The sequence below is a fragment of the Streptomyces griseomycini genome (assembly GCF_014203535.1).
GTDB classification, from domain to species: domain Bacteria; phylum Actinomycetota; class Actinomycetes; order Streptomycetales; family Streptomycetaceae; genus Streptomyces; species Streptomyces griseomycini.
The window spans coordinates 22,511-38,390 of the sequence record NZ_JACHJI010000008.1; the positions used below are offsets into that span (position 1 = coordinate 22,511).

General features: G+C 75.9%; 11 protein-coding genes and 1 pseudogene. 5 read left to right on the plus strand and 7 right to left on the minus strand.

Annotation, left to right across the window (positions count from 1 at the left end):
* Positions 1-37: 37 nt before the first annotated feature.
* The 4 genes from FHS37_RS38890 to FHS37_RS22590 all read right to left on the minus strand — a co-directional run bounded on the left by FHS37_RS38890 (position 38) and on the right by FHS37_RS22590 (position 8,056).
* Positions 38-4,669, minus strand: a complete 4,632-nt coding sequence (locus FHS37_RS38890; RefSeq protein WP_221500177.1) for a hypothetical protein — start codon at positions 4,667-4,669, stop codon at positions 38-40.
* A 35-nt stretch (positions 4,670-4,704) separates the two neighbouring features.
* Entirely contained in the window at positions 4,705-5,586 is an 882-nt protein-coding gene (locus tag FHS37_RS22580) for a hypothetical protein (protein WP_184824164.1), read from the minus strand.
* 133 nt (positions 5,587-5,719) lie between these two features.
* A complete protein-coding gene (locus tag FHS37_RS22585) occupies positions 5,720-7,246 on the minus strand; it encodes a hypothetical protein (RefSeq protein WP_184824167.1) in 1,527 nt (508 codons plus the stop codon).
* A gap of 105 nt (positions 7,247-7,351) precedes the next feature.
* The gene (locus FHS37_RS22590; RefSeq protein WP_184824169.1) at positions 7,352-8,056 is read right to left on the minus strand and encodes a GntR family transcriptional regulator; all 705 of its coding nucleotides are present in this window, start codon (positions 8,054-8,056) and stop codon (positions 7,352-7,354) included.
* 127 nt (positions 8,057-8,183) lie between these two features.
* Between FHS37_RS22590 and FHS37_RS22595 the strand changes: the two genes are divergently transcribed.
* Genes FHS37_RS22595 through FHS37_RS22615 form a run of 5 tightly spaced genes read left to right on the plus strand, consistent with a single transcriptional unit; the run spans position 8,184 to position 12,633 of the window.
* Complete coding sequence (locus FHS37_RS22595) at positions 8,184-9,503, plus strand: MFS transporter (protein ID WP_184824171.1); 1,320 nt, start codon at positions 8,184-8,186, stop codon at positions 9,501-9,503.
* Complete coding sequence (locus FHS37_RS22600) at positions 9,500-10,345, plus strand: putative hydro-lyase (RefSeq protein WP_184824173.1); 846 nt, start codon at positions 9,500-9,502, stop codon at positions 10,343-10,345. The genes FHS37_RS22595 and FHS37_RS22600 overlap by 4 nt, the downstream gene beginning before the upstream one ends.
* Before the next feature lie 37 nt (positions 10,346-10,382).
* Positions 10,383-11,141 carry a LamB/YcsF family protein gene (locus tag FHS37_RS22605; protein WP_184824175.1) on the plus strand — a complete coding sequence of 253 codons (759 nt, stop codon included), beginning with the start codon at positions 10,383-10,385 and terminating at the stop codon, positions 11,139-11,141.
* Positions 11,138-11,767: a 5-oxoprolinase subunit B family protein gene (locus FHS37_RS22610; protein ID WP_184824176.1), complete on the plus strand. Its 630-nt coding sequence runs from the start codon at positions 11,138-11,140 to the stop codon at positions 11,765-11,767. The genes FHS37_RS22605 and FHS37_RS22610 overlap by 4 nt, the downstream gene beginning before the upstream one ends.
* The gene (locus FHS37_RS22615) at positions 11,764-12,633 is read left to right on the plus strand and encodes a 5-oxoprolinase subunit C family protein (RefSeq protein ID WP_184824178.1); all 870 of its coding nucleotides are present in this window, start codon (positions 11,764-11,766) and stop codon (positions 12,631-12,633) included. The genes FHS37_RS22610 and FHS37_RS22615 overlap by 4 nt, the downstream gene beginning before the upstream one ends.
* 43 nt (positions 12,634-12,676) lie before the next feature.
* On the opposite strand, the pseudogene FHS37_RS22620 reads toward FHS37_RS22615, so the two are convergent.
* The 3 genes and pseudogenes from FHS37_RS22620 to FHS37_RS22630 all read right to left on the minus strand — a co-directional run.
* Positions 12,677-13,343: pseudogene (locus FHS37_RS22620) on the minus strand (GDSL-type esterase/lipase family protein); the annotation flags it as partial.
* The gene (locus FHS37_RS22625; RefSeq protein ID WP_184824180.1) at positions 13,340-14,629 is read right to left on the minus strand and encodes a glycosyltransferase; all 1,290 of its coding nucleotides are present in this window, start codon (positions 14,627-14,629) and stop codon (positions 13,340-13,342) included. The gene FHS37_RS22625 and the pseudogene FHS37_RS22620, both read right to left, overlap by 4 nt.
* Positions 14,626-15,750 (minus strand): glycosyltransferase family 4 protein, encoded by a 1,125-nt coding sequence (locus FHS37_RS22630; RefSeq protein ID WP_184824182.1) that lies wholly within the window; start codon positions 15,748-15,750, stop codon positions 14,626-14,628. The genes FHS37_RS22625 and FHS37_RS22630 overlap by 4 nt, the downstream gene beginning before the upstream one ends.
* Between the last annotated feature and the right edge of the window lie 130 nt (positions 15,751-15,880).

The following is a 15,880-nucleotide window of genomic DNA, read 5'->3' on the forward strand; positions in this document are numbered from 1 at the left end:
CACGTGTCCGAACCGTGCGGGAGAGGGGGACGCGTGGTCACCCGCTCGTCGGCGCGGGCCGCTTGAACATCCGGGTCGCGGTGATCTCACTGTGCGCCTCCACGGTCGGATCCTGCTGCGGCAGACCGGGCCTGAGGTGTTCCTCCACGCTGATGTACTTCAGGCCGGCCCGGAGGTCGGCGTCGTTGCGCAGCCGGATGACGAGCGGGAACTCCGCGAGCGCCGTCGTGTCGAACAGGCCGGTGGTGTACAGGAGCTGCACACCGAGCGCGTCGGCGACCGCCCGCTGGAGCTCCAGCAGGTAGGTGGCGTTGGCGCGGCCGATGGGGTTGTCGAGGAACAGGGTGCCCGCGTGCCGGTGCCTGTCCCGGCCCCGGTCGTTGGAGCGCAGGGCCGCCATCGTGCAGTACAGGGCGATGGCCGCGGTGAGCAGCTGGCCACCGGAGAACACGTCGCCCATCTGCCCCACGGGGACGCGTTCGGCGCGCAGCACCGCGTCGGGCTTGAGGATCTCGACGGCGACGCCCTTCGGCTGGAGGGCGGCGGCGACGCCGCGCAGCAGCAGGGACATGCCGTCGCGCCGCAGGTCGGAGTTCTTCCTGACGGCCGACCGGGTCGCCTCGTCGATGACCTCCCCGAGCCGCTCGGTGAGCGTGGCCTGGTCCGGCTCCTCGAAACGGATGCGCAGGAACTCCTGCCCGGACCACTCGCCGAGCCCCTCGGGCAGCCGGGAGAGCCGCTGGGCGGAGCGCAGGGTGGCGAGGGCCGACTCCACGAGCCCCCTGAGCCGGTCCACGATCGAGTCCCGGTTCCGTTCCAGCTGCTCCAACTCGTCGGTGAGGACGCGCAGTCGAGGCGCGAAGGCGTCCGCCCACTTCTGGGCGTGCTCGGGCAGCGCGGAGGCGGGCAGCTCGCGGATCTGCTGCCGCGCGGGGGTGCGGACCTGCTCGTAGCGCGTGGAGTTGGCGTGCCGGACGAGGATGTCGCTCGCCTCGCGCACGGCGGACTCGGCGGCGGACAGGTCGGCGGCACAGCCGCGCAGCGAGCGGCGGGCCTCGGCGGCGGACCGCCGGGCCTCCTCCAGGCTGCCCGGGTAGGGCTCGGGCTGCTCCTGCTCCTCCTCGGGAGCGTGCTCACGCAGCAGGTCGCGGAGCATGGCGGCGACCTCGTCGAAGCCTCCGGCCGCGTCCTCGGCCGCGCGGTGCGCCTCGAGCAGCTCGGCGTGGGCCTCCCGGGCCTGGCTCAACGCCTCGCTGCGGGAGGCGAGTTCGGCCGTGGCGGTGCGCAGGAGGGCCTGTGCGTGCTCGGCGTCGCGCGGCACCAGCTCCTCGGGCAGCTCCGTGTGTGCCTCGCCGTTCTCGGGCGCGAGTCGCTCGGCCTCGCCGCGCAACCGCCCGAGCTGCTCGCTCGCGCTGGACATGCGCGTCTCCAGGAGCTGCACCAGCTCCTCGGCACGGGCGGCCGCGGCCTGCCGACTGGGCCCGTCGGAACCGTCGGGCGACTGGAGCAGTTGCTCGGCACGGGTACGGACCTTGTTGCTGAGCCGGTCCAGTTCTGCGCGGGCCGCGCTCTCGTCGCTCTCCGCGCGGGCCTGTTCGGCGCGCAGGTCGGCGCCGACGCCGACCTTCTCGTACACCTGGGACGCGGCCCGGTACGCCTCGCGCAGGGCGGGCAGGGACGTCTGCGGCGCCTCGGTGCCGTCCTCGGGCACGTCGTCGGGTGCGCCCGCGATCTCTGAGCGCTCGGCGCGCAGCGCACGCGCGGTGCGCCGGGCGTCGTCGGCGGCACGCTGGGCGCCGCGCCGGTCCTCGTCGGCGGCCCGCGCGCGTTCCAGGCAGGCCTGGGCGCGGGCCTCCGCCTCGGTCGCGTCGTCGGCCAGTTCGCGCAGTTTGGCCTGCCATCCGGCCCGTTCGCGCAGCCGGAACGCGAGCCCGGCGAGGGCGTCGGCGGCACGCCGGGCCCTCTGCGCGGCCTCCTGCCGCTCGTCACGGACCCTGGCGGCCTCGCCGGCGGCCTCCTCGGCCTCCGCGCGTACGGTGCGCGCCTCGGCCAGCTCGGCCTCGGACTCCTCGGCGAACACCCGCGCGTCGTGCGCCGCCCGCGCCAGTTCGGTGAGCCGGCCGGCCGGGCAGCCGGTGCGCCAGGAGGCGAGCCGGGCCGCCAGTTCCCGGTCCTTGCCGAGCCGGGCGGCGAGCGCCCGGATCTCCTCGTCCCGCGCGGTCGCCCGGGCACGCAGCGCCTGGCGTTCCTCGTCTGCGGCGTGCTCGTCGTGCATGGCCGGGTTCGGCGGGACGAGGAAGACGTCCCCGGTGTCCGTGCCCGGCGCCGGGGTCGGGGCGAGCAGGGCGGCGGCCGTGCCGACCGCGACGGCCGACCGGGGCAGCAGGGCGGCGTCGCTCAGCGCCTCGCGGGCGCGGACGTGGGAGTCGGGGTCGGTGATGATGACGCCGTCGACCAGCTCGGGGCGGGCGGCCAGCACACGCGCGTGGTCGGCGGGGTCGACGGCCTGGGCGAGGTAGCGCCAGCCGGGCAGGGCCGGGATGCCGTGCTCGCCGAGGAACTCGACGGTCGCCAGCACGTCCGGGCCGGGCGGCAGCAGCCCGCCGTCGCCGAGGGCACCGAGGATGCGGGCGTCGTCGGCGGCGGCGGTGCGCAGCTCGAACAACTGCCGCTCGGCGGAGGAGACCGCGTCGTCCAGCAGTTCGCGCAGGTCGTCGGCGAAGCGGTCGAGTTCCTCGGCGGTGAGGGCACCGTCGGCCGGGGTGTCGTCCGGTCCGGCGTCCGTGTCGTGCCGGGGCCGCGGGACGGACGGTCGTGGAGCGGTGCCGGTCAGGCTCAGCAGCTCCGCCAGCCGTTCCTCGGAGGCGAGGGCCTCGGCGGTGCGGCGCTCGCCCTCGTGCGCGCGCTCGGCCGCCGCGGCCGCGTCCGCCGCGCGGGCCGCGGTGAGCTCCGCGCGGCTCTCGGCGGCGGCTGCCTCGCGCGCGTGCTCGCCGGCCCGGCGGGACGCCTCGCGGGCGGAGTCCCAGGCGGCGACCGCCGTCTTCTCGGCGTCGCTGGCCGCGAGGGCGGCCCGGGCGGGATCGGCGTCGGGGGCGCTGTCGTCGAGCCAGCCGGCCCGGACCGCCTCGGCGGTCTCCTGCTCGACCTCGGTGAGGCGCTGCCGCAGGTGCCCGATCTCGCTGCGGGCCCGCTGCGCCTCGGTGGCGGCGGCGGTGGAGTCGCGGTAGGCGGAGTCGCTGACCTCCTGGAGGGCGGCGGACCGCTCCTCCTCCTCGTTGGCGAGGTTCTCGGCGTTCCGCGCGGCGGCGTGCAGGGCACGGACGAGGTCGACGGCGGCCTTGGCGCGCGCGGCCAGCGCGGGCGCCGCGTCCCGCTCGGCCTCCTGGATCGCGGCGGACACGCGCGCGACGCGGTCGGCGGCGGCGCGGTGGCGCAGCACCGCCTCGGCGGCCTGCCAGGCCGCGTACAGCGTGCGGGCGTCGGCGAGCTCGCGCTTCTGGGCGGCGGCGGACCTCTCCGCGGCGGCGAGCGCCAGGGAGGCGTGGCGGTAGGCGAGTTCGGCGGAGATCAGGGCACTGCGCTCGCGGGCCGCCTCGGCATGGGTGACGGCGTACGCGGCGGCGGTGACCCGCCCGGCCAGGTCGGCCGCGCGGACGCGTTCCCGGGTGCCCCGCGCGGAGAGCCGGTGGGCCAGGGTGCGGGTCCGGCGCTCGGCGGCGGCGTGGATCTCCCGCGCGCGGGTGCGGGCGTCGGCGGCCTCGACGATCCGGCCGAGGAGGTCGACCGACCCGGCGGTGAAGTCCCGTTCGGCGATCAGCTCCGCGCGCCGGCCCAGCTTGTTGCCGAAGCCGCCGACCAGGTCGGCGAGCCCGTCGGTGTCCCGGGTGTCGGTGACGGCGCGCAGCAGCAGGTCGGTGAAGTCGGAGTCCTTCTTGACGGCGAAGAGGCCGGCGGCCTCGCCCTCGTCGGCGTTCATCTCCCGCTGGTAGCGGAAGAGCTCGGGGTCGAGTCCCAGCTCGCCGAGGTGCTCGGTCCAGCGCTCGTGGATCTCCTCCCAGTGCACCTCCAGGTGCGGGTACGTCTTGCCCGCCTCGGTGAGGGCGTCCCGGAAGCCCTTCATGGTGCGGCGCCGCCCCCGCGCGCCCGACTGGCCCTCGACGGGCGGCCGTACGGCCGTGGCCTCGGCGACGGGCAGGTTGTCGAGGCTGAGGCCGGGGCCGGGCCGGAAGGAGTACCAGGCCTCGGCGAACTTCCGCGGGTCGTTGGAGACCTGGCGGCCCCGCCACTCGCTGACCTTGCCGACGACGACGCACTCGCCGGTCTGTACGTGCTGCCACTCCAGCGCCACGTGGCCGCAGTCGTCGGCGAGCAGGAACTTGCGCAGGACGCCGGAGCTGGCGCCGCCGAGGGTGTTGCGGTGGCCCGGGAGCATCACGGAGAAGATCAGCTTCAGCAGGACGGACTTGCCGCCGCCGTTCTCCAGGAAGAGCACACCGGCGGGCGCGGGCCGGCGCGGCGGGCCGACGGGCTCCTCCTCGAAGAACTCCGCCTGCGTCGGCGCGGGGTCGGGCACGGCCTCGCCCACACCGCGCAGGTCAAGCACGGTGTCGGCGTAGCGCGCACCGGCGGGCCCGATGGAGTAGAGGCGGACCCGGGACAGCTCGTACATGGCGGACTCTCGTAGGACTTCGTGAAACGGGGAGTTCAGGAGGAGTGGAACGGCAGGCCGGCGTCGGCGACGAGCTCCAGGTCGTCGGCGTCCTCGGGGGGCAGCAGGGTGGGCGTGCCGTCGGTGACCGGGACGACGCCCAGTTCCAGCAGTTCGGCCATGGCGGCGCTGCCCGCCATGTCGCGCACCTGGAGCTGGTAGCGGGCCGTGGTGCGGTACGTGCCGCCGTTGTCGTCGCCGGTGCGCTGCAGGAAGCCGGAGTCGGTGAGGAAGGTGACGGCCTTGGCGACGATGCCGGTGGTGGAGCCCGCGAGCCGGCGCGCGTCCTTGGTGGCTCCGGTCGCGCTGCGTCTGGCCCAGACCCGCCAGGCGGCCTCCAGCCCCGGGGCGTCGCTGGCCGGGTCGGTGTTCTCGCCCTGTTCGGCGGCCCGCTCCTCCAGCCGGTGACAGGCCTGGCGGACGAAGGCGTCGACGCCGTTGACCGTGACCCGTCCGATGTAGCCGTCGTCGGCGAGGTCCTCCGGGCGGGGGAAGGCCATGGCGGCGACGGCGAGGTGGGCGAGCCCGTGCAGGAAGCGGTCGCTGCCGTCGGCGGAGGTGCGGCGCGCGTAGTCGCCCATGCGGACGGCGAAGACGGAGTCCTCGGCGGCGGTCACGGCCATGCCGGCGCGCGGGGACACCTCCAGCACGATCAGTCCGAGGCCGGTGGCCACGGCGTCGGCGAGCCGCGCGAACGGCGGGTCCTCGCGGTAGCGGCGCAGCAGGTCCGCGTACTCCTGGTCGCGGGCCGGCTGGAGCTTGGGCTGGAGGCCGAAGGCGACGAGCCGCGCCGCGTCGGCGGCGTCGGCGGGCGTGACGGCGGCACCGACCGGTGCGGCACCGGTCTCCGGCTCACTCCACTCGACGTGCTCGGTCACGGTTTCGGCTCCTCGCTCTGGAAGACAACGGTGCGGCCGGCTCCTTCGGGGGTGCGGGAGCGTGTCGACCGCGGCTCCGCGGCGTGGGTCCGGCCGGCCTCCGCGGACCCGCGGTCGCCCTTCGGCGGGACCATCACGCCGCCTCCGTCCGGTCCGCCGCCATCCCCGCCGCGTCCAGCAGGGCGGTGCCGACGACGAGGTCGGCGCCGCCGAACTCGGGGTCGTCGAGCTCGGTGCCGTCGTCCACGGCGAACAGCAGCTTCCGCTCGCCCTGGCGGTAGGCGGTGCCGACCGGCGGGCTGGCGGCGTGGATCGCCAGCAGGGCGACCAGATACGGCAGCTCGGGGTCCTGGCGGCGTGCGTCGGCGAGCAGTCCGGACAGTCGGCGCGGCGCGTCGGCGGGCAGGTCCAGCAGCTCCGTGGCCGCCGCCAGCTGCTCCTCGCTGAAGCGGCTGTCGTCGGGGGTGGCGATGAGGTCGGGCTCCGGCATCTCGGCGCCGAGGTGCTCCCGCTCCACGGGCGGCGTCAGCAGGATCCCGACGAGGTCGGCGACCCGGACGGACACCGGGGTGCGCAGTCCGGTGCCGCGGGCGAAGAAGGCGTCGGTGACCCGGGCCGCCTGCTCCACGGGCAGCGGCAGCAGGGGCGCCAGGAGGTGGCCGTAGAGGTCCGTGCCCGAGGTGGCCGCGGGGGTGGCGAAGGCCTGCCGGTCCTGTTCGGCGCGGAACAGCGGGCCGGCCTCCAGCAGCCGGGACTGCAGCTGCGTGTGCCGCCTGATGCAGTCCTTGACGATGTCCACCAGTTCGGCGGCCCGCCGCTTGTGCTCGGGGTCCTCGGACTCGTCGCGGGCCTTGCGGATGTTGGTGAGGATCGCGTTCTCGTGGCGGTACCGGTCCGCCACGTGGTCCAGCGCCTCGGTGATCATGTCGGGTACGGCGCGCAGCCAGTCCACCGCGCGCACGTTGCGCCGGGTGGCCTCCAGCGCCCGGCGCAGGGTCTCGGAGTACTGCACGGTCCGGTAGCGGGCCTGTTCCGCGGCGAGCTGGGCGTCGGCGAGCCGGCCGCGGCTGATCAGCACCTCCAGCTTGACCTCGGCGGCGATCTGCGCGCTGGTGACGTCGGTGTCCAGGGCGCCGACCAGGACGTTGACGGCCTCGTCGGTGGTCCGCAGGTACACCGTGCCGCCGGGGCCGGGGACCTCCTCGATCAGCTTGAAGTCGTAGTCGCGGCGCACATAGGTGCCGTCCTCCCCGAACACGCCGTACACCGCCCGGAAGCCGCGGTCGACGCTGCCGACGTTGATCAGGTTCTCCAGGACCCAGCGGGCCACCCGCTCGTGTTCGGCGGCGGGGCGGCGCGGGGCCTGGGCGGCGATGCGCGGGACGAGCCGGGCGACGATCTGGTCGTGGTCCGCGCCCGTGTCGAAGTCCATGTTCAGCGTGACGAGGTCGATGGCGGCCAGGGCGATCTCCGCCATGCCGTACACCGAGTACTCACCGGCCAGGTTGGCCTTGCGCGCGTCCAGGTCGTGCAGGGGCGCGGTGCAGGCGAGCGCGCGCAGCCGCCGCGCCAGCCCCTCGTCGGCGGCCGGGCCCGGTGCGGGCCGCGGCCCCGCGCTGAGCTGGGGCGGAGCACTGTCCGTCGATGCAGGCGATGTCACGGTGCACAGACTAGGTCCTCGGTCTGACAACGGCCCAAACGGGGCGGACGCACCCCGGCGTCACGGCCGTCGCGCCCGCGTTCCGCCGCCGCTCGTCGCCGTGGCTCAGCCGCCCTGTCCGTCCTCCCCCACCCGGCGCCGGTACACCTCCACCACCCGCTCCAGCGAGACGTCGAGGTAGGCCGCGAGCAGCTGCTCGGCCTCCTCCCGTTCGCCGGCCTGCAGCGCCTGGAGAATCGCGACGTTCCGCGCGATGTACGGTTCGTGCAGCTTGCGGGGTTCGTCCACCACGTGGAAGGCGAGCCGCAGTTCGGCGAAGACGCTGCGCATCAGTTCGTCGGTGCGCTCGCTGGCGGCGAGGGCCACCAGTTCCCGGTGGAAGTGGATGTTGGCCGTACCCACGGCTTTCCAGTCACCTTCGCGCGCCGCCCGGCGCCCCTCCTCCACCACCTCGGCGAGTGCGTCCAGTCCGTACGGAGGCTCGCCGAGGCCGCGCACGACGGCGCACTCGACGAGCCGGCGGGTGCGGTAGATGTCCTCGACGTCCTCGACGGTCAGCACCCGGACGAACACTCCCCGGTTCAGCTCGTGGACGAGCAGCCGCTCGTGCGTGAGCAGCCGGAACGCCTCGCGCAGCGTGTTGCGGGAGACCCCCAGCGCCCCGCCGATGCCGTCCTCCGACAGCCGCGTCCCGGGCGGGAAGTACCCCTCGGCGATCCGGCTCCTGAGGATGTCCGCGACCCGCTCGGCGGTGCTGGTGCGGCCCAACAGGGCGCGGTCGTCGGCCAGTCCCCTCAGCTGCTCTGCCATGCCCGGAATTCAATCGCACGCGGGAGGACGGGACAACACGGGTATTGAAGGATCGTTCAACGATCCTCTACCTTCTCCGCACGGCTCACTTCCTCAGCACCCTCCGTCCTCCCACTGCGAGGTGCCCATGAGCACGACTCCCCCACCGCAGGCCCTGACCGACCCACCACGCCCCGCGGCGGCCGGACGTTCCGACGACGACGGGGCGTTCGGCTGGCTGCGCGCGCTGGGACCGCGCGGCCGACGCGCCTTCGGCGGCGCGTTCGGCGGCTACGCCCTGGACTCGTACGACTACTTCACGCTGCCGCTGACCATGGTCGCGCTGTCCGCGTACTTCGGTCTGAACAGCGGCCAGACCGGTCTGCTCACGACCGTCACCCTGGTGGTCTCCGCGGTCGGCGGCGCCCTCGCCGGCGTACTGGCGGACCGCGTCGGCCGGGTGAAGGCGCTGCTGCTGACCGTGATCACGTACGCGGTGTTCACCGTGGCCTGCGGTTTCGCGCCCGACTACGAGACGCTGCTGGTGTTCCGGGCCCTCCAGGGCCTCGGCTTCGGCGGCGAGTGGGCGGTCGGCGCCATCCTGGTCGCCGAGTACGCGAGCGCCAGGCACCGCGGCCGCACCCTCGGGGCGGTCCAGAGCTCCTGGGCCGTGGGCTGGGCGCTGGCCGTGATCGTGTACACGATGATCTTCTCGCTCGTCGGCGACGATCTGGCCTGGCGCGTGATGTTCTGGACCGGCGCGCTGCCGGCGCTGCTCGTCGTGTGGGTGCGGCGCAGCGTGCGGGACGCTCCCGAGGCGGCCGCCGCGCGGGAGAGGAGCGCCCACAAGGGCTCGTTCGCGGCGATCTTCCGGCCGGGGCGGGCGGGAGCGCCGGGGCTGCTGCGCACCACGCTCTTCGCCGTGCTGCTCTCCACCGGCGTCCAGGGCGGTTACTACACCCTGGCCACCTGGGTGCCGACCTATCTGAAGACGGAGCGCGGCCTGTCGGTCGTCGGCACCGGCGGCTACCTGACGTTCCTGATCTCGGGCGCCTTCATCGGCTACCTGACCGGCGGCCACCTCACCGACCGGCTGGGCCGCCGGCGCAACATCTGGCTCTTCGCCCTGCTGTCGGCGGTCTGCATCGTGGCGTACACGAACATCCCGAGCGGCGCCGACACCCTGGTGCTCGTGCTCGGTTTCCCGCTGGGGTTCTGCATGTCGGCGATCTTCAGCGGCTTCGGCTCCTACCTGAGCGAGCTGTACCCGACGGCGGTGCGCGGCACGGGACAGGGCTTCACGTACAACACCGGGCGTGCCGTGGGCGCCGTCTTCCCCACGACCGTCGGCTTCCTCGCCGACGGCTGGGGCGTGGGCGGGGCGCTGGTCTTCGGTGCGGTCGGCTACGGCCTGGCGGCGCTGGCGCTGCTGGGACTGCCGGAGACGCGCGGGAAGGAGCTGGAGTGAACCACACCGACGACCGTCCGCCGACCACCGTGGGCGACCGCCCCGTGGCCCTCGCCGACGGACAGGCGCACGCGTGGACCCCTCGGACGGCACGGATCCGCTTCCGGGAGGGACTGGCCGGCCCCACGGCCGGCGTGGCCGCGGGCCACACCCAGGCCAATCTGATCTCGGTGCCCGCCGACTGGGCGTACGACATGCTGCTGTTCTGCCAGCGCAATCCCAAGCCCTGCCCGGTCCTCGACGTCACCGACGCCGGATCCGTCACCACCGTCCTCGCCGAGGACGCGGACCTGCGCACCGATCTGCCGCGCTACCGGGTCTGGGAGAACGGCGAGCTGGTGGACGAGCCGACGGACGTGCGGGCGCACTGGCGCGGTGACCTGGTGTCGTTCCTGATCGGCTGCAGCTTCACCTTCGAGTGGGCGCTGACGGCGGCGGGCGTTCCGGTCCGGCACGTCGAGCAGGGGCGCAACGTTCCCATGTACGTGACGAGTTGGCAGTGCCGTCCGGCGGGGCGGCTGCGCGGGCCGCTGGTGGTGTCCATGCGGCCGGTGCCGCCCGCGCACCTCTCGGCGGCGATCCGGGAGAGCAGTCTGCTGCCGGCGGTGCACGGCGGTCCCGTGCACTGCGGCGATCCCGCGGCGCTGGGCATCGACGACCTGGGCCGCCCCGACTTCGGCGATCCGGTGGACCTCGAGCCGGACGACATCCCGGTGTTCTGGGCCTGCGGCGTGACACCGCAGGCCGCGGTCACGGCCTCGCGCCCGCCGTTCGCCATCACGCACGCACCGGGGCAGATGTTCCTCAGCGACGCCCGCGACGAGCAGTTCCGCGTGGTCTGACGGTCCGCGCGGCCCGAGAAGGAGAAACGAAGGATCCATGACCTCCATCGATCTGAACGCCGACCTCGGCGAGGGCTTCGGCCGCTGGCGGCTCACCGACGACGAACGGCTGCTGTCCGTCGTCACCAGCGCCAACGTGGCCTGCGGCTTCCACGCCGGGGACGCGGCCACCATGCGCCGGGTGTGCGGGCTCGCGGCCGAGCGCGGGGTACGGATCGGGGCCCAGGTCTCCTACCGGGACCTGGCGGGGTTCGGGCGGCGCGCGATGGACGTGCCGCCCGCCGAGCTGGCGGCCGAGGTGGCCTACCAGATCGGCGCCCTGGAGGTGTTCGCCCGCGCGGCGGGCGCCCGCGTGGCGTACGTCAAACCGCACGGGGCGCTGTACAACCGGGTCGTCCGCGACGAGGAGCAGGCCGGCGCGGTCGTCGACGGGGTGCTCCTCGCGGACGCCACGCTGCCCGTGCTCGGCCTGCCCGGATCGCGGCTGCTGGAGCTGGCCGGGAAGGCGGGCCTGCCGGTCGTCACGGAGGCGTTCGCCGACCGCGCGTACACCGACGAGGGCACCCTGGTGCCGCGCCGTCAGGAGGGCGCCGTGGTCACCGATCCCGCGTCCGTCGTGGCGCGCTCGGTGGACCTGGCCCGCTCCGGCGAGGTCACGGCTCTCTCGGGACGACGGATCGGGGTGCGGGCGCGTTCCCTGTGCCTGCACGGCGACACGCCCGGCGCGGTGGAGCTGGCGCGGCGGGTCCGGGACGGCCTGGAGGCGTCCGGGGTCCGGGTGGAGGCCTTCGCATGAGGGTGCTGCCCGTCGGCGAGGACGCCCTGCTCGTCGAGGTCTCCTCGGGCGCCGAGGCCCAGGCGCTCCACGCGGAGTTGCTGCGGCGCCGCGCGGAGGGCTCGCTGCCGGTCGGCGAGATCGTGCCGGCGGCGCGTACGGTCCTGCTCGACGGCCTGTCCGACCCCGCCCGGCTGGCCGCCGAGCTCACCGCCCGTGCGCTGCCGCCCGTGCCCCCGAGCGCGCCGGAGACGGTCGAGATCCCGGTGCGCTACGACGGTCCCGACCTCGCCGACGTCGCCGCGCACTGGGGCGTTCCCGCGCGGGAGGTGGCGCGTGTCCACGCGGGCACCGAGTTCCGCGTCGCCTTCTGCGGCTTCGCGCCCGGCTTCGGCTACCTGACGGGGCTGCCGCCGCGCTACGACGTGCCCCGCAGGCCGACCCCGCGCACGGCCGTGCCGGCCGGCTCGGTGGCGCTGGCGGGGCCCTACACGGGCGTGTACCCGCGGTCCTCGCCGGGCGGCTGGCAGCTGATCGGCACGACCGACCTCGTGCTGTGGGACCACGCGCGCGTGCCGGCGGCGCTGCTCTCCCCCGGCACGCGCGTGCGGTTCGTGCCCGTGGCCGTGACGGGGCCGGCGGCATGACGGACCGTGCGCTCGCCGTCGTCCGGGCGGGAGCCCTGACCACCGTGCAGGACCGGGGCCGCCCCGGGCACGCCCACCTGGGCGTGCCCCGCTCCGGGGCGCTGGACGGACCCGCGGCGGCGCTCGCCAACCGGCTGGCCGGCAACCCGGCGGACGCCGCCGTCCTGGAGACGACCCTCAACGGCTGTGCGCTGCGCCCGCGTTCGGCGGTCGTCGTCGCGGTCACCGGTGCCCCCTGCCCCGTCGCGGTGGACGGCCGGCCGGTCGCCTGGGGGGCGCCGGTGCGCGTGCGTGCCGGGTCGGTCCTGGACGTCGGGGCGGCGACGTCGGGCGTGCGCGCCTACGTCGCCGTCTCCGGTGGGATCGCCGTCGATCCGGTGCTCGGCAGCCGCTCCACCGACCTGCTCTCGGGCCTCGGCCCGGCCCCCCTCACGGACGGCGCCGTCCTCCCCCTCGGGATTCCTCGGGGAGACCACGCGCGCGTGGACGTCGCCCCGCAGCCGGCGCCCCCGGACGAACTCGTCCTGCGCGTGACACCGGGCCCGCGCGACGACTGGTTCACCCCGGAGGCGGTCCGGGTCCTCACGTCCCGCACGTACCACGTCTCCCCCGCGAGCAACCGCATCGGGCTGCGCACGACCGGGCCGGCCCTGGAGCGGGCCCGGCCGGACGAACTCCCCAGCGAGGGCATGGTGCTGGGGGCGGTCCAGGTGCCGCCCGACGGCAGGCCGGTGGTGTTCCTGGCCGACCACCCGACCACCGGGGGCTATCCCGTGATCGCGGTCGTCCGCCCCAGCGATCTCCCGGCCGCCGCCCAGGCGGCACCCGGCACCCCGGTCCGCTTCGTCGCCGTGCGCCGCCGCTGAACACTCAGGCGGCGTCCGGCCGTTGCTCCCCGGGGACAGCGCGGCCGGCGCCGGCCGTGGCCGGCCACCACCGGCTCGCCGTCGGGGTGGGCGCCGGGGACTCCGGCGCGGGCGACGGCGCGGCGGGCGGTCGCGATCCCGCGTGCCGCCGGCAGCGCGTGGAACCGCAGGGCCGGCTGACGGTGCCCCGGCTCACCGGGGTGCAGCCGGTCCGCGCTCCACATCGCGCGGTCGGTGGTCCGGCCGCCCTCGCACGCGTGCAGGTGCACCGCGCCGTACCGGTCGGACAGCGCGTGGCCCACGCTGTTCACCGCCCGCTGCCGCCGGGCCGGCTCCCCCGGCAGTCCCAGCACCGTGCCGGGGTCGGGCGGGCACGCGGTGAGCAGCCCGGCGCCCCGCCCCGTGCAGGCCGCGTACACCTGGTCGAACCGTGCGGCCACGGCGCGGATGCCGAAGGTGCGGCGCAGGGTGTCGTCGACCCCGACGACGGCGGACACGAGGGCGGGCCGCAGCGCCGGCGCGGCGGGCGGCCGCCCCTCGATCACGTCACGCGTCTGCGCGCCGCTCACCGCGAGGTCGGTGAACCGCGCGGGCTCCGGGCCCAGCGGCTCGGCGAGCAGCGCGGCCCGGCCCCGCCGCGCGCCGCCGGCGCGGTCCCCGACGCCCTCGGCCGGCGAGTCCCCGAGGGCCGCGCACCCCAGTGCTCTCACGAGATCCCCCCGGGTACGGCGGGCCGCGCGCCGGGCCGTACCGGAGCCGCAACCTCCTGCCCGCCCGGTGCCGCTGGCCGCACCGGGTCCGTCTCTCGCCGCACCGTGCCCGGCGCGTCATGGGCCGCGAGGAACGCCGCCACGGAGGCGTCCCACCCGAAGCGCTCCGCACGCGCGCGGGCCGCCTCGCGCCGGTCCGGCCCCGGCCGTTCCAGGAGCAGCTCGACGGCTTCCGCGAAGGCCTCGCCCCGGTCCTCCGCGACCGCGCCGGACTCGCCGATCACCTCCGGCAGGGCCGACGACGCACTCGCCACGACGGGCGTACCGCAGGCCATCGCCTCCAGTGCGGCGAGTCCGAAGGTCTCGGCGGGCCCCGGTGCCAGGCACACGTCGGCACAGGCCTGGAGCGCGCCGAGGAGCGCCCGGTCGCGGACGTGTCCCAGGAAGGTCACCGGCAGTCCGCGCTCCCGCGCGCGTCGTGCGAGCCGTACCCGCAGCGGCCCGTCACCGGCCACCACCAGCACCGCCCGCCGCCCGCGCCGCCGCAGTGCCTCCAGCGCGTCCAGCGCCGTGCCCGGCCGTTTCTCCGGGGACAGCCGGGAGCACATCACCAGCAGCGTCTCCCCCGCGCGCGCGTGGCGGGCCCGCAGTCCCGGGTCGTGCAGCGCGGGATGCCGCTCCCTCAGGTCGACGCCCAGCGGGGCGCGGACGACGTTGCGGGCCCCGATGCGCACGAACTCCCGCTCGGCGAACTCGGTGGTGCACACCACGCGCGCGTACGTGTGGGCCGTGCGGATGTTGAGGGCGTCGGCGGTGCGCCGGGCGGTGCCGTCCGGCAGTCCCCAGGTGCGCAGCACTCCGTCGACGGTCTCGTGGGAGACCATGACCGCCGGGATCCGGGCCCGCCGGGCCCACCTGCCGGTCCAGCGCAGGGTCGTGCGGTCGGACACCTCGAGGCGGTCGGGGGCCAGTTCCCGGAGCAGGCCGGCGATCCGCGCCTCGCCGACGAGGACGCGGTAACCGCCGGTGCCGGGCAGCAGCGGGCCCGGCAGCGTGATCACCCTCCCCTGCTCGGTCTCGCGGTCGCTCTCCCGCTCACCGGGGACGACGAGCACGGGCCGGTGCCCCGCCGCGCGGTAGCCCTTGCCGAGTTCCCGCAGCGCGGTGCGCAGCCCGCCGGAGGCGGGTGCGACGAAGTTCGCGAGCCGCACGATCCGCAGCGGCCCGTCGGTCCGCACCGGGCCGCCCGCCCGGGACGGACGACCGCTCGCCGGCCTCCCGTTCATGCCGCCACCGCCGTCCTGCGCCCGGCGCGCACATCCGCGTAGTGTCCGATCAGCCGGTCCCCGACGGCGGCCCAGGTGCGTCCCTCGACCGTCGCGCGCCCCGCCGCTCCGTACGCGGCCCGCAGCCCGGGGTCGGCGGCCAGGGTGCGCACCGCGTCGCGTACGGCGGTGGCGTCGCGCGGCGGTACGAGCAGTCCGGTGCGCCCGTGCGCGACCAGGTCCAGCGGGCCGCCCGCCGCGGGCGCCACCACGGGTACGCCGCTCGCCATCGCCTCCTGCACGGTCTGGCAGAAGGTCTCGAACGGCCCGGTGTGCACGAAGACGTCCAGGGAGGCGAAGAGCCGGGCGAGCTCGCCGCCGGTGCGGCGCCCCAGGAAGACCGCGCCGGGCAGCGCCTGCTCCAGTCCCGGTCGGCTGGGCCCGTCGCCGACGACCACGACCCGCACCCCGGGCAGGGTGCACGCCCCGGCCAGCAGCTCCACCTGCTTCTCGGGGGCGAGCCGGCCGACGTAGCCGACGACGAGTTCGCCGTTCGGGGCGAGCGCGCGGCGCAGCGCCGCGTCGCGCAGGCCGGGCCGGAAGCGGGCGGTGTCCACACCGCGCGGCCACAGCTTGACCCTGGGTACGCCGTGCGCCTCCAGGTCGCGCAGGGCGGCGCCGGACGGAGCCAGGGTGAGGTCGGCGGCCGTGTGCACGGAGCGGAGGCGCCGCCAGGCCGCCGCCTCGCCCGCGCCCATGTACGTGCGGGCGTATCCGGCGAGGTCGGTCTGGTAGACGGCGACGGCGGGCAGGCCGAGGCGGGCGGCGGCCGCCATGCCGCGCACCCCGAGGACGAAGGGACCGGCCAGGTGGACGACGTCGGCCCGGTGCTCGGCGATCGTGGCGGCGAGACGACGGCTGGGGAGGGCGACGCGGACCTGGGGGTAGCCGGGGAGCGGAAGGGAGGGGACACGGACGACGGGACACGGCGCCCGGTCGTCGGGCGCGTCGCCGGCGGGGGCGGGGGCGACGACGACGGGGGTGTGACCGCGGTCGACGAGGTGCAGGGCGGTCTGGAACGCGCAGTGGGCCACGCCGTTCACATCGGGGGGAAAGGATTCGGTCACGATGACGACACGCATACCGGTGTTGTCGCCGCGCCGGACGTGGCCACGTCAACGTGGATCTTTCCGCGCGGGGAACGCGCCATGAGCGTTGCACCGCGCCCCGGACGGGTCAGACGGCATCCACGCGCACCTGGCCCGCGGGTCG

Coding starts and splice junctions, on each gene's coding strand:
- FHS37_RS38890 (WP_221500177.1), bottom strand. CDS start 4,669: ATGTACGAGCTGTCCCGGGTCCGCCTCTACTCCATCGGGCCCGCCGGT.
- FHS37_RS22590 (WP_184824169.1), bottom strand. CDS start 8,056: ATGGCAGAGCAGCTGAGGGGACTGGCCGACGACCGCGCCCTGTTGGGC.
- FHS37_RS22595 (WP_184824171.1), top strand. CDS start 8,184: ATGAGCACGACTCCCCCACCGCAGGCCCTGACCGACCCACCACGCCCC.
- FHS37_RS22605 (WP_184824175.1), top strand. CDS start 10,383: ATGACCTCCATCGATCTGAACGCCGACCTCGGCGAGGGCTTCGGCCGC.
- FHS37_RS22610 (WP_184824176.1), top strand. CDS start 11,138: ATGAGGGTGCTGCCCGTCGGCGAGGACGCCCTGCTCGTCGAGGTCTCC.
- FHS37_RS22615 (WP_184824178.1), top strand. CDS start 11,764: ATGACGGACCGTGCGCTCGCCGTCGTCCGGGCGGGAGCCCTGACCACC.
- FHS37_RS22625 (WP_184824180.1), bottom strand. CDS start 14,629: ATGAACGGGAGGCCGGCGAGCGGTCGTCCGTCCCGGGCGGGCGGCCCG.
- FHS37_RS22630 (WP_184824182.1), bottom strand. CDS start 15,750: ATGCGTGTCGTCATCGTGACCGAATCCTTTCCCCCCGATGTGAACGGC.